This window comes from Stenotrophomonas sp. YJH_SMC_94-11, assembly GCF_059370435.1.
In genome coordinates, this window is record NZ_JCAFTR010000012.1 from 45335 (window position 1) to 66468 (window position 21134).

At 66.8% G+C, this 21134-nt stretch carries 16 protein-coding genes; 6 read left to right on the plus strand and 10 right to left on the minus strand.

Annotation, left to right across the window (positions count from 1 at the left end; all coding sequences use genetic code 11):
- A complete protein-coding gene (locus AC5P74_RS18220; protein WP_329843175.1) occupies positions 1 to 681 on the plus strand; it encodes a M23 family metallopeptidase in 681 nt (226 codons plus the stop codon).
- Here AC5P74_RS18220 and AC5P74_RS18225 read toward each other — a convergent pair.
- The 5 genes from AC5P74_RS18225 to hflK form a co-directional block, all read right to left on the minus strand.
- The gene (locus tag AC5P74_RS18225) at positions 611 to 1279 is read right to left on the minus strand and encodes a hypothetical protein (RefSeq protein ID WP_346607632.1); all 669 of its coding nucleotides are present in this window, start codon (positions 1277 to 1279) and stop codon (positions 611 to 613) included. The genes AC5P74_RS18220 and AC5P74_RS18225 overlap by 71 nt on opposite strands.
- A gap of 132 nt (positions 1280 to 1411) precedes the next feature.
- On the minus strand, positions 1412 to 2704 hold the full coding sequence (locus AC5P74_RS18230; RefSeq protein ID WP_005418326.1) for an adenylosuccinate synthase: 1293 nt from the start codon (positions 2702 to 2704) through the stop codon (positions 1412 to 1414).
- A 274-nt stretch (positions 2705 to 2978) separates the two neighbouring features.
- On the minus strand, positions 2979 to 3164 hold the full coding sequence (locus AC5P74_RS18235; RefSeq protein ID WP_005414170.1) for a DUF2065 domain-containing protein: 186 nt from the start codon (positions 3162 to 3164) through the stop codon (positions 2979 to 2981).
- Positions 3165 to 3231: 67 nt separating this feature from the next.
- Positions 3232 to 4095 (minus strand): protease modulator HflC, encoded by an 864-nt coding sequence (hflC, locus tag AC5P74_RS18240; protein WP_171957572.1) that lies wholly within the window; start codon positions 4093 to 4095, stop codon positions 3232 to 3234.
- Positions 4092 to 5225, minus strand: coding sequence for an FtsH protease activity modulator HflK (gene hflK, locus AC5P74_RS18245; protein ID WP_053498912.1), 1134 nt, complete (start codon positions 5223 to 5225; stop codon positions 4092 to 4094). Before hflK ends, hflC begins: the two co-directional genes overlap by 4 nt.
- A gap of 153 nt (positions 5226 to 5378) precedes the next feature.
- Between hflK and AC5P74_RS18250 the strand changes: the two genes are divergently transcribed.
- Complete coding sequence (locus AC5P74_RS18250; RefSeq protein WP_053498913.1) at positions 5379 to 6374, plus strand: YhdH/YhfP family quinone oxidoreductase; 996 nt, start codon at positions 5379 to 5381, stop codon at positions 6372 to 6374.
- 88 nt (positions 6375 to 6462) lie between these two features.
- Positions 6463 to 6834, plus strand: a complete 372-nt coding sequence (gene pilH, locus AC5P74_RS18255) for a twitching motility response regulator PilH (RefSeq protein WP_005410644.1) — start codon at positions 6463 to 6465, stop codon at positions 6832 to 6834.
- A 125-nt stretch (positions 6835 to 6959) separates the two neighbouring features.
- Here the strand turns inward: pilH and AC5P74_RS18260 are convergent, their stop codons facing one another.
- The gene (locus AC5P74_RS18260) at positions 6960 to 7847 is read right to left on the minus strand and encodes a DnaJ C-terminal domain-containing protein (RefSeq protein ID WP_005418339.1); all 888 of its coding nucleotides are present in this window, start codon (positions 7845 to 7847) and stop codon (positions 6960 to 6962) included.
- Positions 7848 to 8108: 261 nt separating this feature from the next.
- Between AC5P74_RS18260 and AC5P74_RS18265 the strand changes: the two genes are divergently transcribed.
- Together AC5P74_RS18265 and AC5P74_RS18270 are read left to right on the plus strand one after the other, a co-directional pair.
- Positions 8109 to 8591: a peroxiredoxin gene (locus AC5P74_RS18265; RefSeq protein ID WP_049413449.1), complete on the plus strand. Its 483-nt coding sequence runs from the start codon at positions 8109 to 8111 to the stop codon at positions 8589 to 8591.
- Between the two features lie 29 nt (positions 8592 to 8620).
- Positions 8621 to 9196, plus strand: coding sequence for a ferritin-like domain-containing protein (locus AC5P74_RS18270; protein ID WP_346607633.1), 576 nt, complete (start codon positions 8621 to 8623; stop codon positions 9194 to 9196).
- Between the two features lie 70 nt (positions 9197 to 9266).
- Here the strand turns inward: AC5P74_RS18270 and pbpC are convergent, their stop codons facing one another.
- Together pbpC and AC5P74_RS18280 are read right to left on the minus strand one after the other, a co-directional pair.
- Entirely contained in the window at positions 9267 to 11648 is a 2382-nt protein-coding gene (pbpC, locus tag AC5P74_RS18275) for a penicillin-binding protein 1C (protein ID WP_346607634.1), read from the minus strand.
- A gap of 49 nt (positions 11649 to 11697) precedes the next feature.
- Positions 11698 to 16605 carry an alpha-2-macroglobulin family protein gene (locus AC5P74_RS18280; RefSeq protein ID WP_346607635.1) on the minus strand — a complete coding sequence of 1636 codons (4908 nt, stop codon included), beginning with the start codon at positions 16603 to 16605 and terminating at the stop codon, positions 11698 to 11700.
- Between the two features lie 502 nt (positions 16606 to 17107).
- Here AC5P74_RS18280 and AC5P74_RS18285 point away from each other — a divergent pair.
- Positions 17108 to 18130 (plus strand): WD40 repeat domain-containing protein, encoded by a 1023-nt coding sequence (locus AC5P74_RS18285; RefSeq protein WP_141239381.1) that lies wholly within the window; start codon positions 17108 to 17110, stop codon positions 18128 to 18130.
- Positions 18131 to 18326: 196 nt separating this feature from the next.
- Here the strand turns inward: AC5P74_RS18285 and AC5P74_RS18290 are convergent, their stop codons facing one another.
- Together AC5P74_RS18290 and prpF are read right to left on the minus strand one after the other, a co-directional pair.
- A complete protein-coding gene (locus AC5P74_RS18290) occupies positions 18327 to 19787 on the minus strand; it encodes a bifunctional 2-methylcitrate dehydratase/aconitate hydratase (protein WP_346607636.1) in 1461 nt (486 codons plus the stop codon).
- 124 nt (positions 19788 to 19911) lie between these two features.
- Positions 19912 to 21090 carry a 2-methylaconitate cis-trans isomerase PrpF gene (gene prpF / locus AC5P74_RS18295; protein ID WP_346607637.1) on the minus strand — a complete coding sequence of 393 codons (1179 nt, stop codon included), beginning with the start codon at positions 21088 to 21090 and terminating at the stop codon, positions 19912 to 19914.
- Positions 21091 to 21134: the final 44 nt, after the last annotated feature.

A 21134-nucleotide genomic window follows, 5' to 3' on the forward strand; every position in this document is an offset into this window, starting at 1 on the left:
ATGCGTCTTTCGCAACTGATCGTGCTGGGTGTTCTGCTGGGATTGGGTGCAGGTTGGTGGCTGCACCGCGATATGGATGAGCCGATGACCGACGCGCTGCCGGAAGCGCCATCGACGGTGGCCGCCGCGCCGGTGACGGAACCGGTAGCGCCAGGCGCAACAGCCCCACCCGCCTCCACCGCGCCGCCGGCCGCCCAGGCTGCCGATGCACCGTCCGGCTTGCTGCTGCCGGTGCAGGGCATCCTGCCCTCGCAGCTGCACGACACCTTCAGCGATGCACGCAGCGAGGGCCGCGTACACGATGCCATCGACATCATGGCCGATGCAGGTACGCCGGTGCTGGCGGTGGCCGATGGCACGGTGGAGAAACTGTTCGACAGCGAGCGCGGTGGCCTGACGATCTACCAGTTCGAGCCCAGCGGGCATTGGTGCTACTACTACGCGCACCTGCAGCGCTACGCCGATGGCCTGGCCGAGAAGCAGGTGATCAAGCGCGGCGAGGTGATCGGCTACGTCGGCAGCACGGGCAACGCCAGCGCCGAGACCCCACACCTGCATTTCGAGGTGCATGTGCTGGGGCCGGAGAAGCAGTGGTGGAAGGGAGAGTCGATCAATCCCTATCCGCTGCTGAAGTCGGCAGCGATGATGCCCGGCGCTGCCAGCGTCGCAATGCCACAGTAAAGACGGCCAACGCAGCTCCTGGAATCATCAGCAACAGCGCCGCCAATTTCCAGAAGAAGAACGGCCACAGCCAAAGGTAGTCGAGGTCGGTCAGCTTCAGCACGTCCATCGGCGGCAGCAGGTCCACCGAGGCCGCACGGCCGGCCAACGCCGGATCGACCTCCAGCACGGTCAGCCGCAGCGAGGAACGGCCTCGCCGCAGTGCGTCACTGCGGCCGTAGCCGAAGTACGAGGCGGCGAACCGGTCTCGCTCGACCGATTCCAGTGCGCGGTGGATCTCCGGATCGGTCACCGCCGAGCGGCTGTCCGCGCGGAACTCGGTGCGATCGGTTGGGGTTTCCGCGCGCAGGCGCAGCTCGGGATCGACCGCCGGATCGGCGCCGTCATCCGCATAACGCAGACGCAGTCGCAGCGGGTCGTCGATGAAGCGGTACACCGTGATCTCGGCGGTCGCGCCCGGCTGCAGCACCAGCGGCAGGGTCTGCGTGCGCGAAGCCAGGTAATTGGCGAGCGCGCCCAGCACCAGCACGATGCAGGCCAGCATCCACAGGCTCCACAGCAGCGACAGAGTCACCCGTGCGACCGTCTCGCCCTTCATGCCGAAGTCTCCGTCATCGCTGCGTTGCCCTGCCGGCTGTGCCGCCACAGTACCGAAAACGAAAAAGCCCCGCTTGCGCGGGGCTTTTCCTTCAGCAACACCAGGCAGGGCCCAGCGCTACCGGTCTCTCACTCAGGCAAACGGATCCTGCAGGACCATGGTGTGGTCGCGGTCCGGGCCAGTGGAAACGATGCTGATCGGGCAGCCGGCCAGTTCTTCCAGCGAACGCAGGTAGGCGCGTGCCGCCGGCGGCAGCTCGTCCCACTGGGTGATGCCGTGGGTGTTCTCGCTCCAGCCCGGGAACTCCAGGTACACCGGGGTGCACTCTTCCCAGCCCTGCGCATCCAGCGGAGCATATTCGGTGCGCTTGCCGTTGTATTCGTAGGCGATGCAGACCTTCAGCTTTTCCATGCCATCGAGCACGTCCAGCTTGGTGATGCACAGGCCGCTGATGCCGTTGATGGCCACGGCGCGCTTCAGCGCGACGATGTCCATCCAGCCGCAGCGACGCGGGCGGCCGGTCGATGCGCCATACTCGGCGCCACGGTCACGGATGCCCTGGCCGACTTCGTCGTCCAGTTCGGTCGGGAACGGGCCGCCGCCGACGCGGGTGGCGTAGGCCTTGGCGATGCCCAGCACGTAGTCGATCGAATCGGCGCCGACGCCGGAACCGGCCAGCGCGCCACCGACGGTGGTGTTGGAGCTGGTGACGTACGGGTAGGTGCCGTGGTCGATGTCCAGCAGCGCACCCTGCGCGCCTTCAAACAGCACGCGCTTACCCTGCTTGCGCAGGTCGTGCAGGATGCCGGCCACGTCGGACTTCATCGGCTGCACGTACTCGCCGAAGGCCAGCGCCTCGTCGAAGGTCTTCTGGAAGTCGACCGCATCGGTGTTCAGATACTTGGTCAGCACGAAGTTGTGGTAATCCAGCGCGGTGCGCAGCAGTTCTTCCAGCTGCTTCGGGTAATGCAGGTCGGCGATGCGGATGCCGCGACGCGCCACCTTGTCTTCGTAGGCCGGGCCGATGCCACGGCCGGTGGTGCCGATCGCCTTGCCACCGGCAGCGCGTTCGCGCGCCTGGTCCAGGGCGATGTGGTACGGCATGATCAGCGGCGCGGCCGGGGAGATCTTCAGGCGCGAACGTACTTCCACGCCGGAGGCTTCCAGCTCGGCGATTTCCTTCTGCAGCGCGGCCGGCGAGATCACCACGCCGTTGCCGATCAGGCACAGCGCGTCGTCACGCAGGATGCCCGACGGGATCAGGTGCAGGACGGTCTTCTTGCCGTTGATGACCAGGGTGTGGCCGGCATTGTGGCCACCCTGGAAGCGCACGACGGCGCCGATTTCCTCAGTGAGCAGATCGACGATCTTGCCCTTGCCTTCATCGCCCCACTGGGCACCCAACACTACGACAGACTGACCCATGACGGGCTCCTCGATTTGTTGCGGCCATCGGGGCCGCGGACGGGTAAACCGTGGCGGGGCTGGCCAGCACCTGGAGGGCGGCTCCAGACGGGGAGCGGCCGGCGATGGAAGGCCCAGACACGGAAAAAGCCGAACGGGGAGGCCCGTCCGGCTTTTGTGCATTATCCGGGTTTCCGGGGTCCGCTGCCACCTTTCCGACGGACGGCTTCACCCACCGGTCAGGGGACCGAAATGGGGTCAGATCCCTTTCCTGCGGAAAGGGATCTGACCCCTGCTAATGCCTCACCCACCACAGCAGGCTCAGGCCGGCCAGCAGCACCAGCCCGCCGAAGCTGCGCAGGGCCGGGCTGGGCAGGTCCAGCAGGCGCTCGGCCATGCGCTTCCAGGCGAACGGCGCCACGAACAGGAACAGGCCTTCCAGCACCGCGACCAGGCAGACGGCGGCGAACAGATCTTTCATGGGGGACTCCGGAAAAAGCACGGGGCCCGGCGTCTGGCCGGGCCCCGTGGGGTAGTGCCCTGCGACCTCAGCGGTCGTTCTTCAGGTACTGCAGGAACGGGTCGTTCTTGTCGAGCACGATCACGCCATTGCCGTCGGTCATGGAGCCACGGTAGGCCTCCAGGCTGCGGTAGAACGCATAGAACGACGGATCAGCCGCGCCAGCCTTGCCGTAGATGCGGGCCGCCTCGGCATCGCCTTCACCGCGCAGGCGCTGTGCATCACGCTCGGCCTCGGCGATCAGCACGGTGCTGTCGCGGTCGGCCTGGGCACGGATGGTCAGCGACTGCTCCTCGCCCTCCGCACGCAGCTTGGCCGCTTCCTGCTTGCGCTGGGCGCGCATGCGCTCGTACACGTCGTTGATCACCTGGCTGTCAGTCGGCAGGTCCACCTGCTTGATGCGCAGGTCGATCATCTGCATGCCGAGGCCGGCCACCGCCTCGTTGATCCCCTTCAGCTGCTCGGCGATCAGCTCGCTGCGGTCGCCGGACACCAGCTGCTGCAGGGTGCGCGAGTTGATCTGGTTGCGCAGCGAGTCGGTGATGATCGGTGCCAGGCGGGCATTGGCGATGCGCGGATCGCCGCCGGTGGCACGGAAGTAGTCACCTACGTTGGAGATGTAGCCGACGGCGAAGAAGTCGACGCTGACGTCCTTCTGCTCGGCGGTGAAGTAGCGCGCCGGCGCGGTGTCGAGCACCTGGAAGCGGCGGTCGAAGACCTTCACCGTTTCCACCACCGGCACCTTGAAATGCAGGCCCGGCTTGATGTCCGAACGCACCACCTTGCCCAGGTTCAGCACCATGGCGGTCTGGTCCTCACGGACCACGTACACCGAGCCGAGCAGGCCCAGCACCACCGCCACGATCACGGCGATCCAGATAGGACTCTTCATCGGCTGCCCTCCTCACGGCCGCTCGGTCGCCCGGTCGGGCGGCCCACCGGCCGGCCCGGATCACGGGAAGCTTCCACCGCTGCACCCGGCAGCGACGGCATCACCACGTCCGGGTTCGCCACTGCGGCCGGGGCCGAGGTGGTGGGACGGGTATCGCCGGTCATCGGCACGTAGATCAGCTGGCGGCCATCGCCGCCGATCACCTTGCGGTTCTCGCTCAGCACCTGCTGCACGGTCTCCAGCCACAGGCGCTTGCGGGTCACTTCCGGGGCGTCCTTGTACTGGGCCTGCAACAGGCTGAAGCGCTGCGCGTCACCCTCGGCCTTGGACACCACGGCCTGCTTGTAGCCTTCGGCGGTGGTACGGGCGCGCGAGGCCTGGCCCCGGGCTTCCGGCACGACCTTGGCAGCGTAGGCCTGGGCCTCGTTGATCAGGCGTTCCTTGACCTGCTGGGCACCGTTGACCTCGTCAAAGGCCGGCTTCACTTCTTCCGGCGGACGGGCGTCCTGCAGGGTCAGGCCGGTCACGGTCAGGCCGGTCTTGAACGCCTTCAGCAGTGCCTGCAGGCGCTCCTCGGCGGCCACGGCCAGCGGGCCACGGTTGTTCAGCACGGCGTTGAGGTCGGCACGGCCGACTTCCTCGCGCACCGCGCTCTGCGCCGACTGCTCCAGCACCTGGTTGGCATCGACGGTGCCGAACAGGTACTGCTGCGGGTCGTCGATGCGGTACTGGACGTTCAGCGAGACGTTGACGATGTTCTCGTCGCGGGTCAGCACCGGCACCTGGATCGAGAACGTCTTGATCTCCGTGGCGTTGACCTTGGTGACCGATTCGATCGGCCACGGCAGCTTGAAGTTCGGGCCGGGCTGCAGGATGCGCGAGAACTGGCCGAAGCGCAGGACCACGCCACGCTGCTGTTCGCCGATCAACTGGAAGCTGGAGAACAGCACCAGCAGCACCACGGCCGCCGCCACCCAACGCACGATGCCGCCATCGAACAGGTCCTTCAGTGGCCCGGGCAAACCGCCCCAGCCACCACCATTGCCACCGCCGCGTGACCCGAACGGCCCGCGTCGATTGTCCTCGGGGCCTTGTCCGCCCTTGTTGCCGCCGGGTGTATTCCAGGCCATGCACGCTCCATCAAGATGTGGGCTGCGGCGCGGGCCCTTCCCGCGGCGCCAGCCGTGAAACCATTACTGATCATACAAGATGGGGCGGATCGGCAGGATCGAAAGGGGGGCAACGGGGTAAGGTGGCGTTTTCCTCGAAGTCAGGCAATGCCGATGGCCCCCACCACCCCGTTCACCGCCTTCCGCATCGAAAACGACGACGCCGGTTACCGCAGCGGCCTGGCCCAGCTCAAGGTCGAAGACCTCAGCCCCGGCCAGGTTCTGATCCGCGCCAACTGGTCCTCGGTCAACTACAAGGACGCCCTGGCCGGCACCGGCAAGGGAAAGATCCTGCGCCGCTTCCCGCTGGTGGGGGGCATCGACGTAGCCGGCACCGTGGTCGCCAGCACCGATCCGGAATGGCGTGAAGGCGACGCGGTGCTGGCCACCGGCTGCGGCCTCAGCGAGACCCGCGACGGCGGCTACAGCCAGTATGTGCGGCTGGAATCGCGTGCGGTGATCGCCCAGCCGGCCGGGCTGAGCCCACGCGAGGCGATGGTGCTGGGCACCGCCGGCTTCACCGCGGCGTTGGCGCTGCTGCGCATGCAGGACAACCGGCAGAGCCCGGAACTTGGACCGCTGGCGGTCACCGGCGCCAGTGGCGGCGTCGGCGCGCTGGCACTGTCGATCTTCAGCCGCGCCGGCTACACGGTGCATGCGATCAGCGGCAAACCCGACCAGACCGGTTTCCTGCACGCCATCGGCGCCACCGAGGTGCTGCCGCGTGAGGCCCTGGCCGACACCGGCCCACTGCAATCGGCGCGTTTCGGTGGGGGCCTGGACAATGCCGGCGGCGCCATGCTCGCCAGCCTGCTGGCGCAGACCGCGCCCTACGGCAGCGTGGTCAGTGCCGGCCTGGCGGCCAGCCCGGCGCTGGACATGACCGTGATGCCGTTCATCCTGCGTGGCGTGTCGCTGCTGGGCGTGTCCTCGGCCAATGCGCCACGCGGGCTGCGCGAGGACGTCTGGGCGCGGCTGGGCAACGAATGGAAACCGCAGCACCTGGACCGCATCTGTACCGCCGAGGTTGGCCTTGATGGCCTGCCGGCCGTGTTCGAGCGGATGCTGGCGGGCGGCTCGCTGGGCCGCACCGTGGTGCGGATCGACTGAACGTAGCAGGCAGGCGACGGACGGCAGATGCGCCCCTCCCGCCGGTAATGAGCCCGCACTACACTGCGGGCATTACATGGGGAACAACATGGCACGCATTCTGATCGTCGACGACTCACCGTCGCAGCTGTTGGGGATACAGCGCATCGTCGAGAAGCTCGGGCACCAGATCCTGACCGCCACCGATGGCGCCGCCGGGGTCGAAACCGCCAAGGCCGAGCTGCCCGACCTGGTCCTGATGGACGTGGTGATGCCCAATCTCAACGGCTTCCAGGCCACCCGCACCCTCGCCCGCGACGAGGCAACCCGGCATATTCCAGTGATCCTGGTGACCACCAAGGACCAGGACACCGACCGCATGTGGGGCATGCGCCAAGGCGCCAAGGCCTACATCACCAAGCCGTTCTCGGAAGACGAGCTGTCCGAAGTGCTGGAGCGCGTGTTCGCCGGGCAGGGCTGAGACGCGCGCGGGTGGGTGCCGGCCTTGGTCGGCACGCTCTTGTTTGGTAGGTGCCAACCTTGGTTGGCACGCCTTGAACGGCCGAAAGGCGTGCGGACCAAGGTCCGCACCCACCAGGATCCATCTCAGATCGTCTCGCCAAACGCCTTGGCCAGGTTCCGGTAGGCCTTCTTCTGCGCCTCGTCGGTCGCGGCCGGGGCCACGATCTCGATCTCGACGATCTGGTCGCCATCCGGATTGCCCGGCAGGCCACGCCCGCGCAGGCGCAGCTTGCGCCCGGCATCGGAGTCGGCCGGGATCTTCAGTTCCACCGCGCCGCCCAGGGTCGGCACGCTGATGCTGGTGCCCAGCGCGGCCTGCCACGGCGTGACCGGCAGGGTGTAGAGGATGTTGCGGCCATCGACCTCGAACTGCGGGTGTGCGGCGTACTCCACTTCCAGCAGCAGGTTGCCGCCATGGTTGCCCTGCCCCGCCAGGCGGATCACCTGGCCCGGACGGATGCCCTTGGGCACGCGCACGTCCAGCTGCTTGCCGTTGACGGTGATGCGCAGGCTGTCGCCGCTGTAGGCCGCTTCCAGCGGTACCGACAGCTTGGCGCGGGTGTCGCGGTTGGGCGCATGGCCCTGGCTGCTGAATCCCGGGCCAGGGCCGGCACCGCCGCGCTGGCGCGCGAACAGGCTTTCGAAGAAGTCGCTGAAGCCGCCGTTGGCGCCACCACCCCCGAACACTTCCTCGAAGTTGAAACCACCGGCGCCGCCATAGTTCGGCGGCACGTTGAACTCCTCGCCCGGGCGATAGCCCTGCGCGCGCAGCTGGTCGTAGGCTGCACGCTTTTCCGGGTCGCGCAGCGCCTCATAGGCCTCGTTGACCGCCTTGAACTTGTCTTCGGCCCCGGCCTCCTTGCTGACGTCCGGGTGGTACTTGCGTGCCAGCCGGCGGTAGGCGGTCTTGATCTCCGCCTCGCCCGCGCTCGGTTCCACCCCCAGGGTGGCGTAGTAATCCTTGAATTCCATCCAGCTACCTCGATCTGCTTCGGCCGCGCCGGTGGCGCCGCCCCAGGTTCATTCTACGCGCCGGCGATGCTACGCCGCCCCTCGTGCGGCCCCGGTGAGGCCGACTGATCCTGCGCAATGCGGTTGCCATCGCCCTGCCCCAGGCTATGGCTGGAAGCCCGCTCCGCAAAGCCTGAAGATGGGCCCTGCACGCCGGTTTTCCAATGTCTTGACGTCCCTGTCCCATCCGGCCCACTACGCTGCCCCAGCAAGGAGTTCCCCATGACCATCCATGTCGGCGACCGCATTCCGGAAGTCACCCTCAAGCGCATCCGCGAGGGCATTGAAACGCTCGATACGCATTCGCTGTTCGACGCGCGCAAGGTGGTGCTGTTCGCGGTGCCCGGCGCGTTCACGCCGACGTGCTCGGCCCGCCACCTGCCCGGCTACGTCGAGAAATTCGAGGCCTTCCGCCAGCGCGGCATCGATGTCTACTGCATGGCCGTCAACGACCCGTTCGTGATGAAGGCCTGGGCCGCCGATCAGCACGTGCCCGACGGCCTGCTGATGCTGTCCGACGGCAATGCCGAACTGACCCGTGCGCTCGGCCTGGAGCTCGACGCCAGTGCCTCGGGCATGGGCATCCGCTCGCGCCGTTTCGCCCTGTACGTGGTCGACGGCGTGGTCCGCGCCGCCTGGGTTGAACAGCCCGGTCAATTCGAAGTGTCTTCGGCCGACTACGTGCTGGAGCACCTGCCCACCTGATCTCCCACCGCAAGAGGAAACGGCCAGCCATGTCCAGCAACCCACCCAAAGCCCCCAAGCCCACCGCGCAGATTCCCGGCATCAGCGAGCGCACGGCCCTGCGCGAGCGTGCCCGGCGCAACATCGAGGATGGTGCGATCACCGACAGCTACAGCGCCGACCGCAAGGTGGTGATCAAGCTGCTCAACGACGCACTGGCCACCGAGTACGTGTGCGTGCTGCGCTACTACCGGCACTACTTCATGGCCAAGGGCATGCTGGCCGACGCGGTGAAAGCTGAATTCCTTGAACATGCACAGCAGGAACAGGCGCATGCCGGCAAGCTGGCCGAGCGCATCGTGCAGCTCGGCGGCGAGCCCGACTTCAACCCGGATACGCTGACCGCGCGCTCGCATGCCGAATACAAGGAAGGCAGCGACCTGCGCGACATGGTCCGCGAGAACCTGGTGGCCGAACGCATCGCCATCGACAGCTACCGCGAGATGATCAACTTCATCGGCGACCGCGATACCACCACCAAGCGCATCCTCGAAGAGATCCTGGCACAGGAAGAGGAACACGCCGACGAGTTCGCCGATCTGCTGGATGGGTGGATCGGGGAGTGATCCGGTAGCGCCGGGCCATGCCCGGCGTATGCAATGTGATCCGAACGGTTCCGCCGGGCATGGCCCGGCGCTACCGCAGCACGTTGAACCGTACCTGCGTCCACGCGCCGTCCGCGGCCAAGGCGGTCAGGGTATGCGCACCGGGATCGGCGAACTCGCGCTGCATCAACTGCGCGCCGTGGGTCTGCGCGATCCAGCGGCCGTCCAGCAACCAGTCCACCGCCTGCTCGCTGCCCAGCGCGCGCAGCTGCAGGCGCACGCCGTGTTCCGAATTCGGCGCGCGCGCCAGCGTGGCACCGTCATTGAGCCCGTCCACATGCAGCGCGACGCTGGCCTCGCGCCCGTCGTCGCGGCAGTCTGGCGACAGTCCCGGCAACTGCGACGCCTCGCGCGTGGCCTTGGGCAGCCACGGTGACAGCAACGCCGGCCAGCGCGCGATCTCGCGGGCGACTTCTTCGTGCGGCAGGCGGCAATCGGCAGACACGCGCAGTCCGCTGTGGGCATCGGCCAGGTAACGTTGACGCCCCGGCTGCCAGCGCCGCGCCTCGCGCTCCGGGAAGGTCGGCGGTGCGGCGCCATCGAGCAGGTAGGCTGGCATCCTGCGCTGGCACAGTGCAGCCGGCAGTCCCTCGGCACGTTCGCCAGTGGGCCAGCAGATGTCTTCCTGGCTGACACTGGCCGGCATCGGCGCGGCCGCCGAATCACCACGCTGGCGCGGCAGGCTGTCCACCACTTCGAACATCAGCGGCAGCGCGGTGACCGCGCCGTACTGGCCCGGCAACGGAGTACCGTCCGGCCGGCCCACCCACACGCCCACCGTGTAGTGGCGGGTACTGCCGATCGCCCATGCATCGCGGTACCCGTAACTGGTGCCGGTCTTCCACGCCACGCGCGGGCGGCCACCGACATCGAACGTCCCGGCGCTGTATCCCGGGCGCGGGTTTGATTCGAGCATCTCGCGCACGATCCAGCTGGCGCCCGGCGAGGCCAGGCGCCGCTCGATCATCGGCTCGTCGTCGGTGTAACGCACGCGGCCGGCGATACCGCTCCGGTTGAGCGCGGCGAACGCGCCGACCAGGTCTTCCAGGCGCGCGCCGGTGCCGCCCAGGATCAGCGACAGGTTGGGCGTACTGCCCGGCGGGAAGCGCAGCTGGATCCCGGCGTGCGACAGGCGGGCAGCGAAGCGCGCCGCGCCGACCCGCTGCAGCAGATCCACCGACGGTACGTTGAGCGACAGCCGCAATGCGCTGGAGGCACCGATGGGCCCATTGAAGGCCATGTCGAAGTTGCCGGGGCGGTAGCTGCCGAAACTCTGCGGTGCATCGACCAGCAGGCTTTCCGAATGGATCAGGCCATCGTCCAGCGCCATCGCGTACAGGAACGGCTTGAGCGTGGAGCCTGGCGAACGCCAGGCCTGCACCATGTCCACGTGACCCAGCCGCTGGCGGTCACCGAAGGACAATGTACCGACATAGGCGCGTGCCTGCAGGGTCCGGTTGTCGACCACCAGCAGGGCCGCCGAGGTACGCTCGGGCAGCGTCGAGAAATAGCTGGCCACGCGCTCTTCCAGCGTGCGCTGCAGGCCGATGTCGATGCTGCTCTGGATGCGTGCCTGGCCCGGATGCGCCGAGTGCAGGCGCTGCGCCAGCAGCGCGGCGTGCAAGGGAGGGCGCAGCGAACGCGCCACCACGTTCTCGACGCGCGCATCCTCCACTTCTTCCGGTGTCCACGCGCCCAGCTCGGCCATGCGTGACAGCACCTTGTCGCGCGCCTTCTGCGCAGCTTCCGGATGGCGGTCCGGGCGCAGCCGGCTGGGCGCCTGTGGCAGCACCGCCAGCAGCGCAGCCTCGGCATGCGACAGCTGCGCCGCCGGCTTGCCCAGATAGGCCCAGCTGGCCGCTTCCACGCCTTCGATGGTGCCGCCGTAGGGTGCACGCTCCAGGTACAGGGCCAGGATCTGCTGCTTGCTCAGGTGCACCTCAAGCTGCACCGCACGCAGCATCTGCTTCAGCTTGCCCCACGGGGTGCGTGAGTGCGGATCGAGAATGCGCGCGACCTGCATGGTCAGGGTCGAGCCACCGGAAACGATGCGGCCGCCACGCAGCAGCTGGCCGCTGGCACGCAGGATCGCCAGCGGGTTGATGCCCGGATGCCGCCAGAACCAGCGGTCTTCATAGGTCAGCAACGCCTGCAGGTACAGCGGTGAGACGCTGTCAATCGAGGCCGGATAGCGCCACACGCCCTCGGCATCGGCGAATGCACGCAGCGGCGTGCCGTCGGCAGCCACCACCAGGGTGCTGGTATCACGCTGCTTCGGCAGCGGTGGCGGGAAGGCGAAATCCAGCACCAGCAGCAGCGCCAGCGTAGCGGCCATGCCCCAGCGCAGCCATGGCCACAGCGGCCGCCACCGGCGGCGCAGGGCCGCCAGCCGGTTCGTCATCGTGTTCTTCATTGCGGGTTGCCAGCAGGACGGGCCGCGCCGTCGCGGCCCGTCCGCGCGGTCACGGCTGTACCACCGTGATCGTGGTCGGGTTGCTGCGGCCGACGCCTCGCAGCTGCGGCCGGTACATGTCCTCCACCAGCGGCGGCGGCACCGAGTAGGTTCCCGGCGTCACCGCGCGGACCAGGTAGAACACGTTGGCCTTGCTGCCACGCGAGAGCTTCAGCGCGGCCACGTAGCGGTCGTCGCGGAACTCCTCGTGCTTGGTATCGGCGGCCTCACCACGGTCGCTGATGGTGATGCCATCGACCACCACGTCGGCCCACTGCTTGGCATCGCCCAGGTTGAAGTTCTCGATCTCCAGGCCCGCCGGCAGCAGGTCGGTCAGCAGTGCATCGGGCATCGTGGTGTCGGCGGTGACGGTGACGCGCACGATCAGCGCTTCGCCTTCCTTCAGCGGGCGCGGCGACCACGGCTTGCCATCGGTACCGAAGTAGCTGCGTTCAATACCCACTACGCTGTTGTCCGGTGCGGGTGCACTGCGCGGGATACCGGCCACGTCGATGCTGGCGAACATCGGCGGTTGCCCCTGCGGGGTGAAGCGCACGCCACTGGCCAGCTCGCTGGCGCTGAAGTTGCGTCCGAACAGCTTGCGCTCGCCAATCGCTTCGGTGCTGCCACCGATCACCAGCTCACCCGCTACCAGTGCCTTCTGATTGGCGGCGAGCGCCTTGCCGAGGCGGGCAATCGCCACCTGCTCCTGCGTGCTCAGCCACATCCAGCCGGCATTGCGGCGCGCATCCAGGCCACGACCGAGGTCGACCGCGCGCGCGTCCCAGGCCGGCCTGGCCAGCTTGTTCTCGTGAGTCAGCGCGATCATCAGCGCGTCATCGCGGATCGCGCTGCCGTAGTCGCCGAAGTACGACGGGCGCTCGCTGCTGGACTTGGCGAAGGCCGCCGCCAGCGCGGCCTGGCCCCGCTTGGCATCGCCCTGCAGTGACAACGCCACGCCCAGGTGGACCAGCGACAGGCCGCCCACCGCCTTGCTGCGCTCGTTGTCGTACAGCGTACGCAGGGTACCCAGCGGCGCACGGTTGACCCGGGCCAGCACGTAGCCCGAATAGGCCTGGTTGGCGAACTTCAGCTTCTCGCGGTCATCCTGGCCGTAGAACTGATTGCCGCCGGACAGCAGATCCTCGCTGAGCCGGTTGAGCGCCTTCTGCAGCACGTTGTCGGGCACCGCAAAACCGGCGTCCTTGGCGTCGAGCAGGAACTCGGTGATGTACGGCGTCAGCCACGGGTTCACGTAGCCGTCGTCACCCCACATCGAGAAGTTGCCGTTGGCCACCTGCATCGACGCCAGGCGACCGAACGCACCTTCCATGCGCTCGCGGCGGGTCTTGGCATCCAGGCCATCGGCGCCGAGCATCGACGAGGTGGCCTGGTCCAGGATCAGCGCGGCGTAACCCTTGCTGGTGGTCTGCTCGGCACAGCCATATGGATAGTTCAGCGCGCCCTGCAGTGCACTGGCGAACGGGATCGGCGGCAGCGGGCTGACCAGCAGGCGGGCATTGACCGACTCGGACATCAGGCCCTCGGTCAGGCTGTTGTCGAGGCTGACCGCCGCCAGCGGATCGAGCGTGCGCACCTGCGAACGCAGCACCTGCGGCCACGCCGCACGCACCGGCAGGTCGTAGCGGCGATCGGCCTTGAAGCCGTTGCCGTCCACCCGCACCCTCACCTTGGCCACGCTGTGGCCTTCGCGTGCCGACAATGGGAAGCTCAGCGTGGTCTTGGCGTCGGCATTCAACTGCACGCTGCGGCTGCCCTCGCCCAGGTTCAACGGGCCCTCGGTTTCCACCTTCACGTTGAACTGGCCCGGCTTGCCGGTGAAGTTCTGCACGTCCAGGGTCACGGTGCTGCGGTCGCCCGGGGCCAGCACGCGCGGCATGCTGGCTTCGGCCAGGATCGGTGCGCGCACTATGGTTTCCACGTCGCGCTTGCCGTACTGGTCATCGCTGTAGACCAGCGCCGACACGCGCAGGGTGCCGTTGAAGTCCGGCACTTTCAGCCGGATGCGGGCATTGCCCTTGGCATCGAGCTGTACCGGGCCGGAGAACAGGTCCACGGTCTGCACGCGCGCGGTCGGGCGCTTGGCCTGCGGCAATGCCTGCAGCGCCATGTCGCCGCCGAACTTCAGCTTGCCGCTGCCACCGTCGAAGCTCTCGATCACCCGGCTGTAGATGTCGTAGGCATCGATACCGAGGCGACGCTGGGCAAAGAAGTGTGCACCGGCATCGGGCACCGGGAAACGGGTGATGTTGAGGATGCCCACGTCCACCGCCGAAACGGTGACGTGCGCGGTCTTGCCGGCCAGCTGCGGCGCACTGACGGTTACCGGCAGGTCCTGCTCCGGGCGCATCTGCTTGGGCGCGACCAGGCCGACGGCCACCGTGCGGCCCTTGCGGTCCATCGGCACGTGCACCACGCCCACGGCACGGGCCGGGGTGATCTTGCTCGGCGCACTGCCGCCACGGAACACCAGCGCGGTGATGTAGACGTCGTGGCGCTCCCAGTCGGCGGTGACCGGGATCTTGAAGGTCGAACCCGGCTTGGCCTCGATGTCCTGCACATACAGCATGCGGTCGGTTTCGACCATCAGGATGCCCTTGCCGGCGTGCGGCGGGGTCACCGTCACCTCCAGGGTGTCACCGGCCTTGTAACCGGTCTTGTCCAGGCCCAGCTTGACCTTGTCCGGGCGCGCATCCAGGCCACGGTTGTCATCGCCCCAGCTCCAGCCGGCGCGGAACGGGTAGCGGCTGGTCAGGCCGGTGGACGGATCGAACACGTCCACCCGGTACTCGCCCCACTCCACCGGGAAATCAAAGGCGACCGCGCTGTTGCCGGCATCGACGGTTCGGGTTTCCTTGTTCTCGAAACGGCGGGTGAAGTCGTAGTCCCAGCGGTTGTCGTTGAAGGTCCAGTGGTAGTCGCGCAGCTCGCGCACCAGGGTGATCTTCAGGCCCTTGGCCGGCTGCGGCGTACCGGCAGCATCCACGCGCATCAGCTCGAAGCGCGCATTGCCGTTGGAATCGGCGCCGTCTTCGGGATTGAACAGCGGCCGCACGCCGACCAGCGCATTGGCCGGCCACATCACCCGCTTCAGGGTGCGGGTGACTGTGCGGCCGCCGGTTTCATACAGGCTGCCGGACAGCACCACGGCGATCGGCGCCTTGGCCTTGGCCGCCTCTTCCGGCAACGCCACATCCTCACGCAGCTGGCCATTGGCCGGCAGCGTGGTATCGATCACGTCCTTGGCCTCGCGCGGCAGCTGCAGGGTCGGGTCACCGAAGAAATAGCCCGGCAGGCCGTCCACCGGCTTCTGTTCGGCGGCCACCGCCATGCGTGCGGTGAAGCGGTTGCCATCGGCCGGTGCGCCATACAGGTAGGCACCATTGGCCTGCAGGCGCAGGTCCTCACCCGGCTTCAGCGTCTTCTGCGCACTGTCCAGGTCCAGCTTCATGCGTTCGGGCAGGAACTCCTCGATGCGCAGGGTCATGCCCTGGATCGCTTCCTTGCTGGCCGGGTCGGTGCGGAACTCGACCTGCCAGCGCCCGGTCGGCGCCTCGGTGGGGATCACCTGCTCGAAATTGATGTAGCCCTGGTCACCCGGCTGCAGCCGGGTCTCGCGGAAAGTCTTGCCATCGGGCTGCTTCAGCCGCAGGAACACGGGCTGGGCCTTGACCGGCTTGCCGTCGTTGTCGCGCAGCAGCGCGGACAGCCGCACGGTCTCGCCGGGGCGGTACAGGTCGCGCCCGGACCAGGCATAGACATCGAACCAGGCATTGTCACGGCCGGCCACGGCGAATTCGCTCAGGTCCAGCGCCGGCTGGTTGAACGGCAGGAAGCTGGTGTCCTTGCCACTGCTGGCAACCAGCACGTGGGTGGCATCCAGGGTGTAGTTCAGCAGCGCATTACCATTGCCGTCGGTGCTGCCCTTCAGCACCACCTCGCCCTTGGCGTCGAGCACGCGCAGGTCGATGCCCTTCAGCGGCGCGCCGTCCTTGAGGCCGGCGGTGTGCACGAACAGCTTGTCCTTGTAGGCGCGGGTATGCAGGCCGATGTCGCTGACCGAGAAGAACGCGGTGTCGAACTCGCCTTCGTAGTCACCGGTACGCTTGAGCAGGGCGAAGTACAGGCCCGGCTCCTGCAGTTCCTTGATGTCCTGGGTCGGCAGGTAGGTCAGCACCCGCTCGTTCTTCTTGCCCCCCAGGATGAAACGGTTGACGTACACCGGCTCGGCCAGCTTGTTGATCGGGCTGCGCTCGTAGTCGCTGCTGAGCTCCCAGCTGCCACGGCGGCCGCCGCGCTGGTACTGGCTGAAGAAGGTCGGAAGATCCTTCTCGCGCACGCGCAGGAATTCGACGTCGACTTCCGGAACGTTCACCGAGACCACCGGCAGGCCACGGCTGTCCTTGGCCGGCAGCACGCTGCCCTGCGAGGCGAAGCCAACCACCGGCTTCAGCTCGCCGCTGAACACCTTCTGCTTCAGTTCCTTGCCCAGGCGGCTGCCATCAGCGGCCAGCAGGTCCGGCGAGACCACCAGGCTGAACTCCTTGCCGGCCTCGACAAACGGGTAGCGCAGGGTCAGGCCGTCATCGGACAGCGTCCAGCTGCTGTCTTCGGTGCCGACCTTCTCCTCGAAGCGCACCAGCGTGTCGAAATCCTGGGTGCCGACCAGCGGGCGCGAGAACTCCAGCGCCAGCGACAGGCCGTCATTCTTCTGGTCCGGGTAGGCCCGCAGCAGGGTGAATTCCTTCACCTGCTCGGCCTTGGTGGTGATCGCCTCGCCACTGGCCTTGGGCAACTGCCCGCTGTCGTTGCGGCAGCCGGCCAGGCCCAGCAACAGGCCTCCTGCCAGTACCGCCGCCGCCCATCCCCACCGCTTCCGCCGTGCCGGACCGCTCATGTCGTCACTCCTTGATCGAGGTGGCCATTATAGGCAGGCCGCGTCAAGGCGTTGGCGCGGATTCGGCAATTGCCCGGGCGCGGGTAGTGCCGGCCGCCGGCCGGCTGGACCGGTAGCCGCCAACCTTGGTTGGCGATAGCCGTGGCAACCAAGGTTGGCACCTACCCAAGCGCCCCTCCCCCGCTGCGCCAGGCACAGGCCGATGCCGGCAACCTGTCTGGCTTGGGATCAGGCGCCCCCCAATCGTGGCGCGCAATGTCCCGGCGGAGAGAAGGCTAAGCCGCCCCAAAGTGACGGGTTCAACCCTCGATTGAGCGACTTCCCAATCGGCCTTCAGTCGCCGCTGTAGCATCGGCATCAGGCCTTCTGGACAGCAGTGAACATTGCAATGACACGAGTACGTATGATTCAGAATCCAGCGACCGGTAAGGTCTGGGGTACGCGATGTGACCGAGGTACCGTCGAAGTCACCTCCGGAAACCCGGGGAAGCTGAAGTCACAGTTGAAAGACTTCCCGAGTCCCGACGAGGCACTGAAATGGGCCATCAAACAGGAGTGGTCGCGGCTGAAAAAGGGCTTCGTACTCGTGAACCCTGCTGCTGCCGCAGGCGAACCCTGCATGCATCGTTACATTGGCGGGGGCTACACGGGAGCCCTGATGATTGCGGGTTGCAATGGGAAGCTGGCGACCAATCAGCACCAGGACGAAGACACGCATGGTGCGGCAACCGACATGTTGCTGCTCATTGGTGAAGACACTGAGATCATCCATGGTTGGCGATCAAGCAAGACGGACCTTGCCTGGTCGGCACTACCTACGGATGACCGGACAGGATTCCTGATTCGATTCGACTCTGGAATCTACCTTTGGACTTCAGATGGCAGTCCTCCCCAGCGGATCAGCGATGCATCCATACTGTCATCGCCCTTCCTGACAAGGTCCAACGGGCATGCCGCATGGTATGACGGTGAGCAGCTAACGGTAATGAGACTCGACGATGGAAGGCACATCATGCAGCTGGTGCGCTCCCCTGCGATGGTTGGCGGGCATTCCGAGCAGATGATGAGCACGCTCTCAGCGGATGCCACGATGCTTGCCTGCTGTGCCAATCCGGGGGAGATCGAGTACATCGATGTCGCCCAGGCCAAGACTGTGCGCCGACATCAGGCTGATTTTGAAATGATCGTCAAGATGGAGTGGAGCGCGGATGGACGCTGGTTGTTGGCCTTGGAACAGTATGGACGGTGGCGCCTACTGTGCCTGGACGCGGCAACAGGCGAATCCCGCCCCGGGTGGCCGGAGTTCACTGATATGACACGAACTGACTTTGCACTGGACTGCGATAGCAAGCGATTGGCCGTCATGCACCGCGGTCATATTGCACTTTATGACTTTGCAGACATGAGGGAAATTCGACGCTTTCCCGTCGATCATGTGGTGCGTACCGCGCATATTGCATGGACAGGAGACAATGCCATCTCGGTGCGAACCGACTACGGATGCCTTTCCACATATGTGATCTGATCCGGCTGAGCCTATCGCTATCGCGGGATTACACTATCTCTGCGGAACCTCAGCGGACTGCAGCGCGGACCAAAGCATCCCGGTAGATGCCAACCTTGGTTGGCGTCGGCCGTGCCAACCGAGGTTGGCACCTACCAAAGCGGGTCGAGCCACATGCCCGGCAAGCAGGCGTGGTGTCAGATCCACCAAAGCGTTGCTACCCCGGCAGGTACAGGTCCACATAGTCGGTCACCGGCATTGCCGCCAGCGCCACCGGATCCAGTGATGCCGCCAGGATGCGCTGCTGCTGGACCGTCGGGAAGCGGTGGGCCAGGTGCCGGCGGAACTTGTCCATCAGCAGCGGAATGCCTTCCTCCCGGCGTCGGGCATGGCCGAGCGGGTATTCCACCAGTACCTCGGGCAGCTCAGTACCGTCGCTGAAGCGCACGCCCAGGCCGTTGGCGATGCTGCGCTTGTCCGGGTCCAGGTAGTCGGCGCTGAGTTGCGGATCCTCATGGCAGGCCATCTTCGCCCGCAGGGCATCGATGCGTGGATCAGCGGCAACGTCGTCCTCGTAATCCTCGGCCACCAGCCGCCCGTGCAGCAGCGCGATGGCGACCATGTACTGCACGCAATGGTCGCGGTCGGCCGGGTTATGCAGCGGGCCCTGCTTGTCGATGATGCGGATGCAGGCTTCCTGGGTCCGGATCGCGATATGCGCGATGTCCTCGACCCGCCGCCCCATCGCACGCAACTGCTGGTGCAGCATGATGGCCGCCTCCACTGCGGTCTGGCCATGGAACTCGGCCGGGTAGCTGATCTTGAACAGCACGTTCTCCATCACGTAGCTGCCCAGCGGTCGCCCCAGCGTCAGTGCCTTGCCATGCATCGACACCGCTTCAAAGCCCCAGGTCGGCGCGCTGAGCACGCTGGGGTAGCCCATCTCGCCACTGGCCGCCATCAGCGCCAGGCGCACGCCACGGCTGGTCGCATCGCCAGCTGCCCAGCTCTTGCGCGAGCCGGTGTTGGGTGCGTGCCGGTAGGTGCGCAGGGACTGACCATCGACCCAGGTCAGCGACAACGCATTGAGCATGCGCTCGCGATCCAGGCCGAGCAGCTGCGCAACCACAGCGGTGGTGGCCACTTTGACCAGCACCACGTGGTCCAGCCCGACCCGGTTGAAGGAATTCTCCAGCGCCAGCACGCCCTGGATCTCGTGCGCCTTGATCATTGCCAGCAGCACGTCGCGCACGGTCGGCGGTGGGCGCCGCAGAGCCTGCGCGTTGCGCCCCAGCCAATCGCAGACGGCAAGGATGCCACCCAGGTTGTCCGAAGGGTGCCCCCATTCGGCCGCCAGCCAGGTATCGTTGAAATCCAGCCAGCGCACCATCGCGCCGATGTTGAAGGCGGCCTGCACCGGGTCCAGCACGTAATGCGTACCCGGAACGCGCGCGCCGTTGACCACGCTGATGCCCGGCACCAGTGGACCAAGCAGTTTGCTGCAGGCCGGGAACGACAGCGCTTCCAGGCCGCAGCCCAGCGTGTCGAGCAGGCAGTGGTGCGCGGTCTGGAACGCCAGCGGTGAGTCGATGCGCGCGTCGCGCACGTAGTCGACGATGCCCACCAGCAGCGCATCCCACGCTGCACGCTCGTTGGATGGGGTGTGGCTGTCGGACATTATCGATCTCCTCGTTGCGGTGCACGGTCGCCCGTGCACCATGCCAACCAAGGTTGGCATCTACCAAAGCAATCGGTCTCTGCGGCCCGGTAGTCGCCAACCTTGGTTGGCGTTCACCAACGCATCACTCGACCGGTACCCGCACCTTGCCTTCCATCAGCACGCGGGCGCTGCGGCTCATGATGGCCTTGGTCACCGTCCATTGGCCGTCAACGAGACCGGCCTGCGCACCCACGCGCAACGTGCCGGAGGGATGGCCGAAGGTCACCGCTTCGCGTTCGCCGCCTCCAGCAGCGCGATTGACCAGCGTGCCCGGAATCGCTGCCGCGGTGCCGATCGCCACGGCAGCGGTACCCATCATCGCGTGGTGCAGCTTTCCCATCGACAACGCACGCGCATGCAGGTCGATCGCCGAGGCCGGAATGACCTTGCCACTGGACGACACGTAGTCCTGCGCCGGTGCCACGAAGGCCACCTTCGGCGTGTGCTGGCGGGTCGCCGCATCTTCCAGGTTCTTGATCAGCCCCATGCGCAAGGCGCCGTAGGCGCGGATCTTCTCGAAGCGCTCCAGCGCCCCCTCGTCCTCGTTGATCGCAGGCTGCAGTTCGGTGCCGGTGTAGCCCAGGTCGGCCGCATTGAGGAAGATGGTCGGAATGCCGGCGGTGATCATGGTCACCTCGAAACTGCCCACGCCCGGCACGTCCAGGGTGTCGACCAGGTTGCCGGTCGGGAACATCGCGCCCGCATCGCCGTCATCGGACGGATCGATGAACTCCAGCTGGATCTCGGCGGCCGGGAAGGTCACGCCATCCAGCTCGAAATCACCGGTCTCCTGCACTTCGCCATCGCGCATCGGCACGTGGGCGATGATGGTCTTGCCGATGTTGGCCTGCCAGATGCGCACGGTGCACAGGCCGTCGCGTGGCACGCGGGACGGATCGATCAGGCCGTTGGCGATCGCGAACGGACCCACCGCAGTGCTGAGGTTGCCGCAGTTGCCGCTCCAGTCGACGAAGGCGGTGTCGATCGAGACTTGGCCGTACAGGTAGTCCACATCGTGGTCCGGCACCGAGGCGGTGGAAATGATCACGCATTTACTGGTGCTGGAGGTGGCGCCGCCCATGCCGTCGGTCTGCTTGCCATACGGATCGGGCGAGCCGATCACGCGCATCAGCAGCGCATCGCGTGCGGCGCCCGGCACCTGCGCGGCGTCGGGCAGGTCCTGCAGGCGGAAGAACACGCCCTTGCTGGTGCCACCGCGCATGTAGGTGGCGGGAATACGGAGTTGCGGGAGGAAGGTCATGGATGTGTTCCTTGCAAAGAAAGACGGCCCGTTGCCGGGCCGTC

What these genes read in the sequence shown, in the direction of transcription:
- AC5P74_RS18220 (WP_329843175.1), top strand. Translation starts at nt 1, where the DNA reads ATGCGTCTTTCGCAACTGATCGTGCTGGGTGTTCTGCTGGGATTGGGT.
- AC5P74_RS18225 (WP_346607632.1), bottom strand. Translation starts at nt 1,279, where the DNA reads ATGAAGGGCGAGACGGTCGCACGGGTGACTCTGTCGCTGCTGTGGAGC.
- AC5P74_RS18230 (WP_005418326.1), bottom strand. Translation starts at nt 2,704, where the DNA reads ATGGGTCAGTCTGTCGTAGTGTTGGGTGCCCAGTGGGGCGATGAAGGC.
- AC5P74_RS18235 (WP_005414170.1), bottom strand. Translation starts at nt 3,164, where the DNA reads ATGAAAGATCTGTTCGCCGCCGTCTGCCTGGTCGCGGTGCTGGAAGGC.
- hflC (WP_171957572.1), bottom strand. Translation starts at nt 4,095, where the DNA reads ATGAAGAGTCCTATCTGGATCGCCGTGATCGTGGCGGTGGTGCTGGGC.
- hflK (WP_053498912.1), bottom strand. Translation starts at nt 5,225, where the DNA reads ATGGCCTGGAATACACCCGGCGGCAACAAGGGCGGACAAGGCCCCGAG.
- AC5P74_RS18250 (WP_053498913.1), top strand. Translation starts at nt 5,379, where the DNA reads ATGGCCCCCACCACCCCGTTCACCGCCTTCCGCATCGAAAACGACGAC.
- pilH (WP_005410644.1), top strand. Translation starts at nt 6,463, where the DNA reads ATGGCACGCATTCTGATCGTCGACGACTCACCGTCGCAGCTGTTGGGG.
- AC5P74_RS18260 (WP_005418339.1), bottom strand. Translation starts at nt 7,847, where the DNA reads ATGGAATTCAAGGATTACTACGCCACCCTGGGGGTGGAACCGAGCGCG.
- AC5P74_RS18265 (WP_049413449.1), top strand. Translation starts at nt 8,109, where the DNA reads ATGACCATCCATGTCGGCGACCGCATTCCGGAAGTCACCCTCAAGCGC.
- AC5P74_RS18270 (WP_346607633.1), top strand. Translation starts at nt 8,621, where the DNA reads ATGTCCAGCAACCCACCCAAAGCCCCCAAGCCCACCGCGCAGATTCCC.
- pbpC (WP_346607634.1), bottom strand. Translation starts at nt 11,648, where the DNA reads ATGAAGAACACGATGACGAACCGGCTGGCGGCCCTGCGCCGCCGGTGG.
- AC5P74_RS18280 (WP_346607635.1), bottom strand. Translation starts at nt 16,605, where the DNA reads ATGAGCGGTCCGGCACGGCGGAAGCGGTGGGGATGGGCGGCGGCGGTA.
- AC5P74_RS18290 (WP_346607636.1), bottom strand. Translation starts at nt 19,787, where the DNA reads ATGTCCGACAGCCACACCCCATCCAACGAGCGTGCAGCGTGGGATGCG.
- prpF (WP_346607637.1), bottom strand. Translation starts at nt 21,090, where the DNA reads ATGACCTTCCTCCCGCAACTCCGTATTCCCGCCACCTACATGCGCGGT.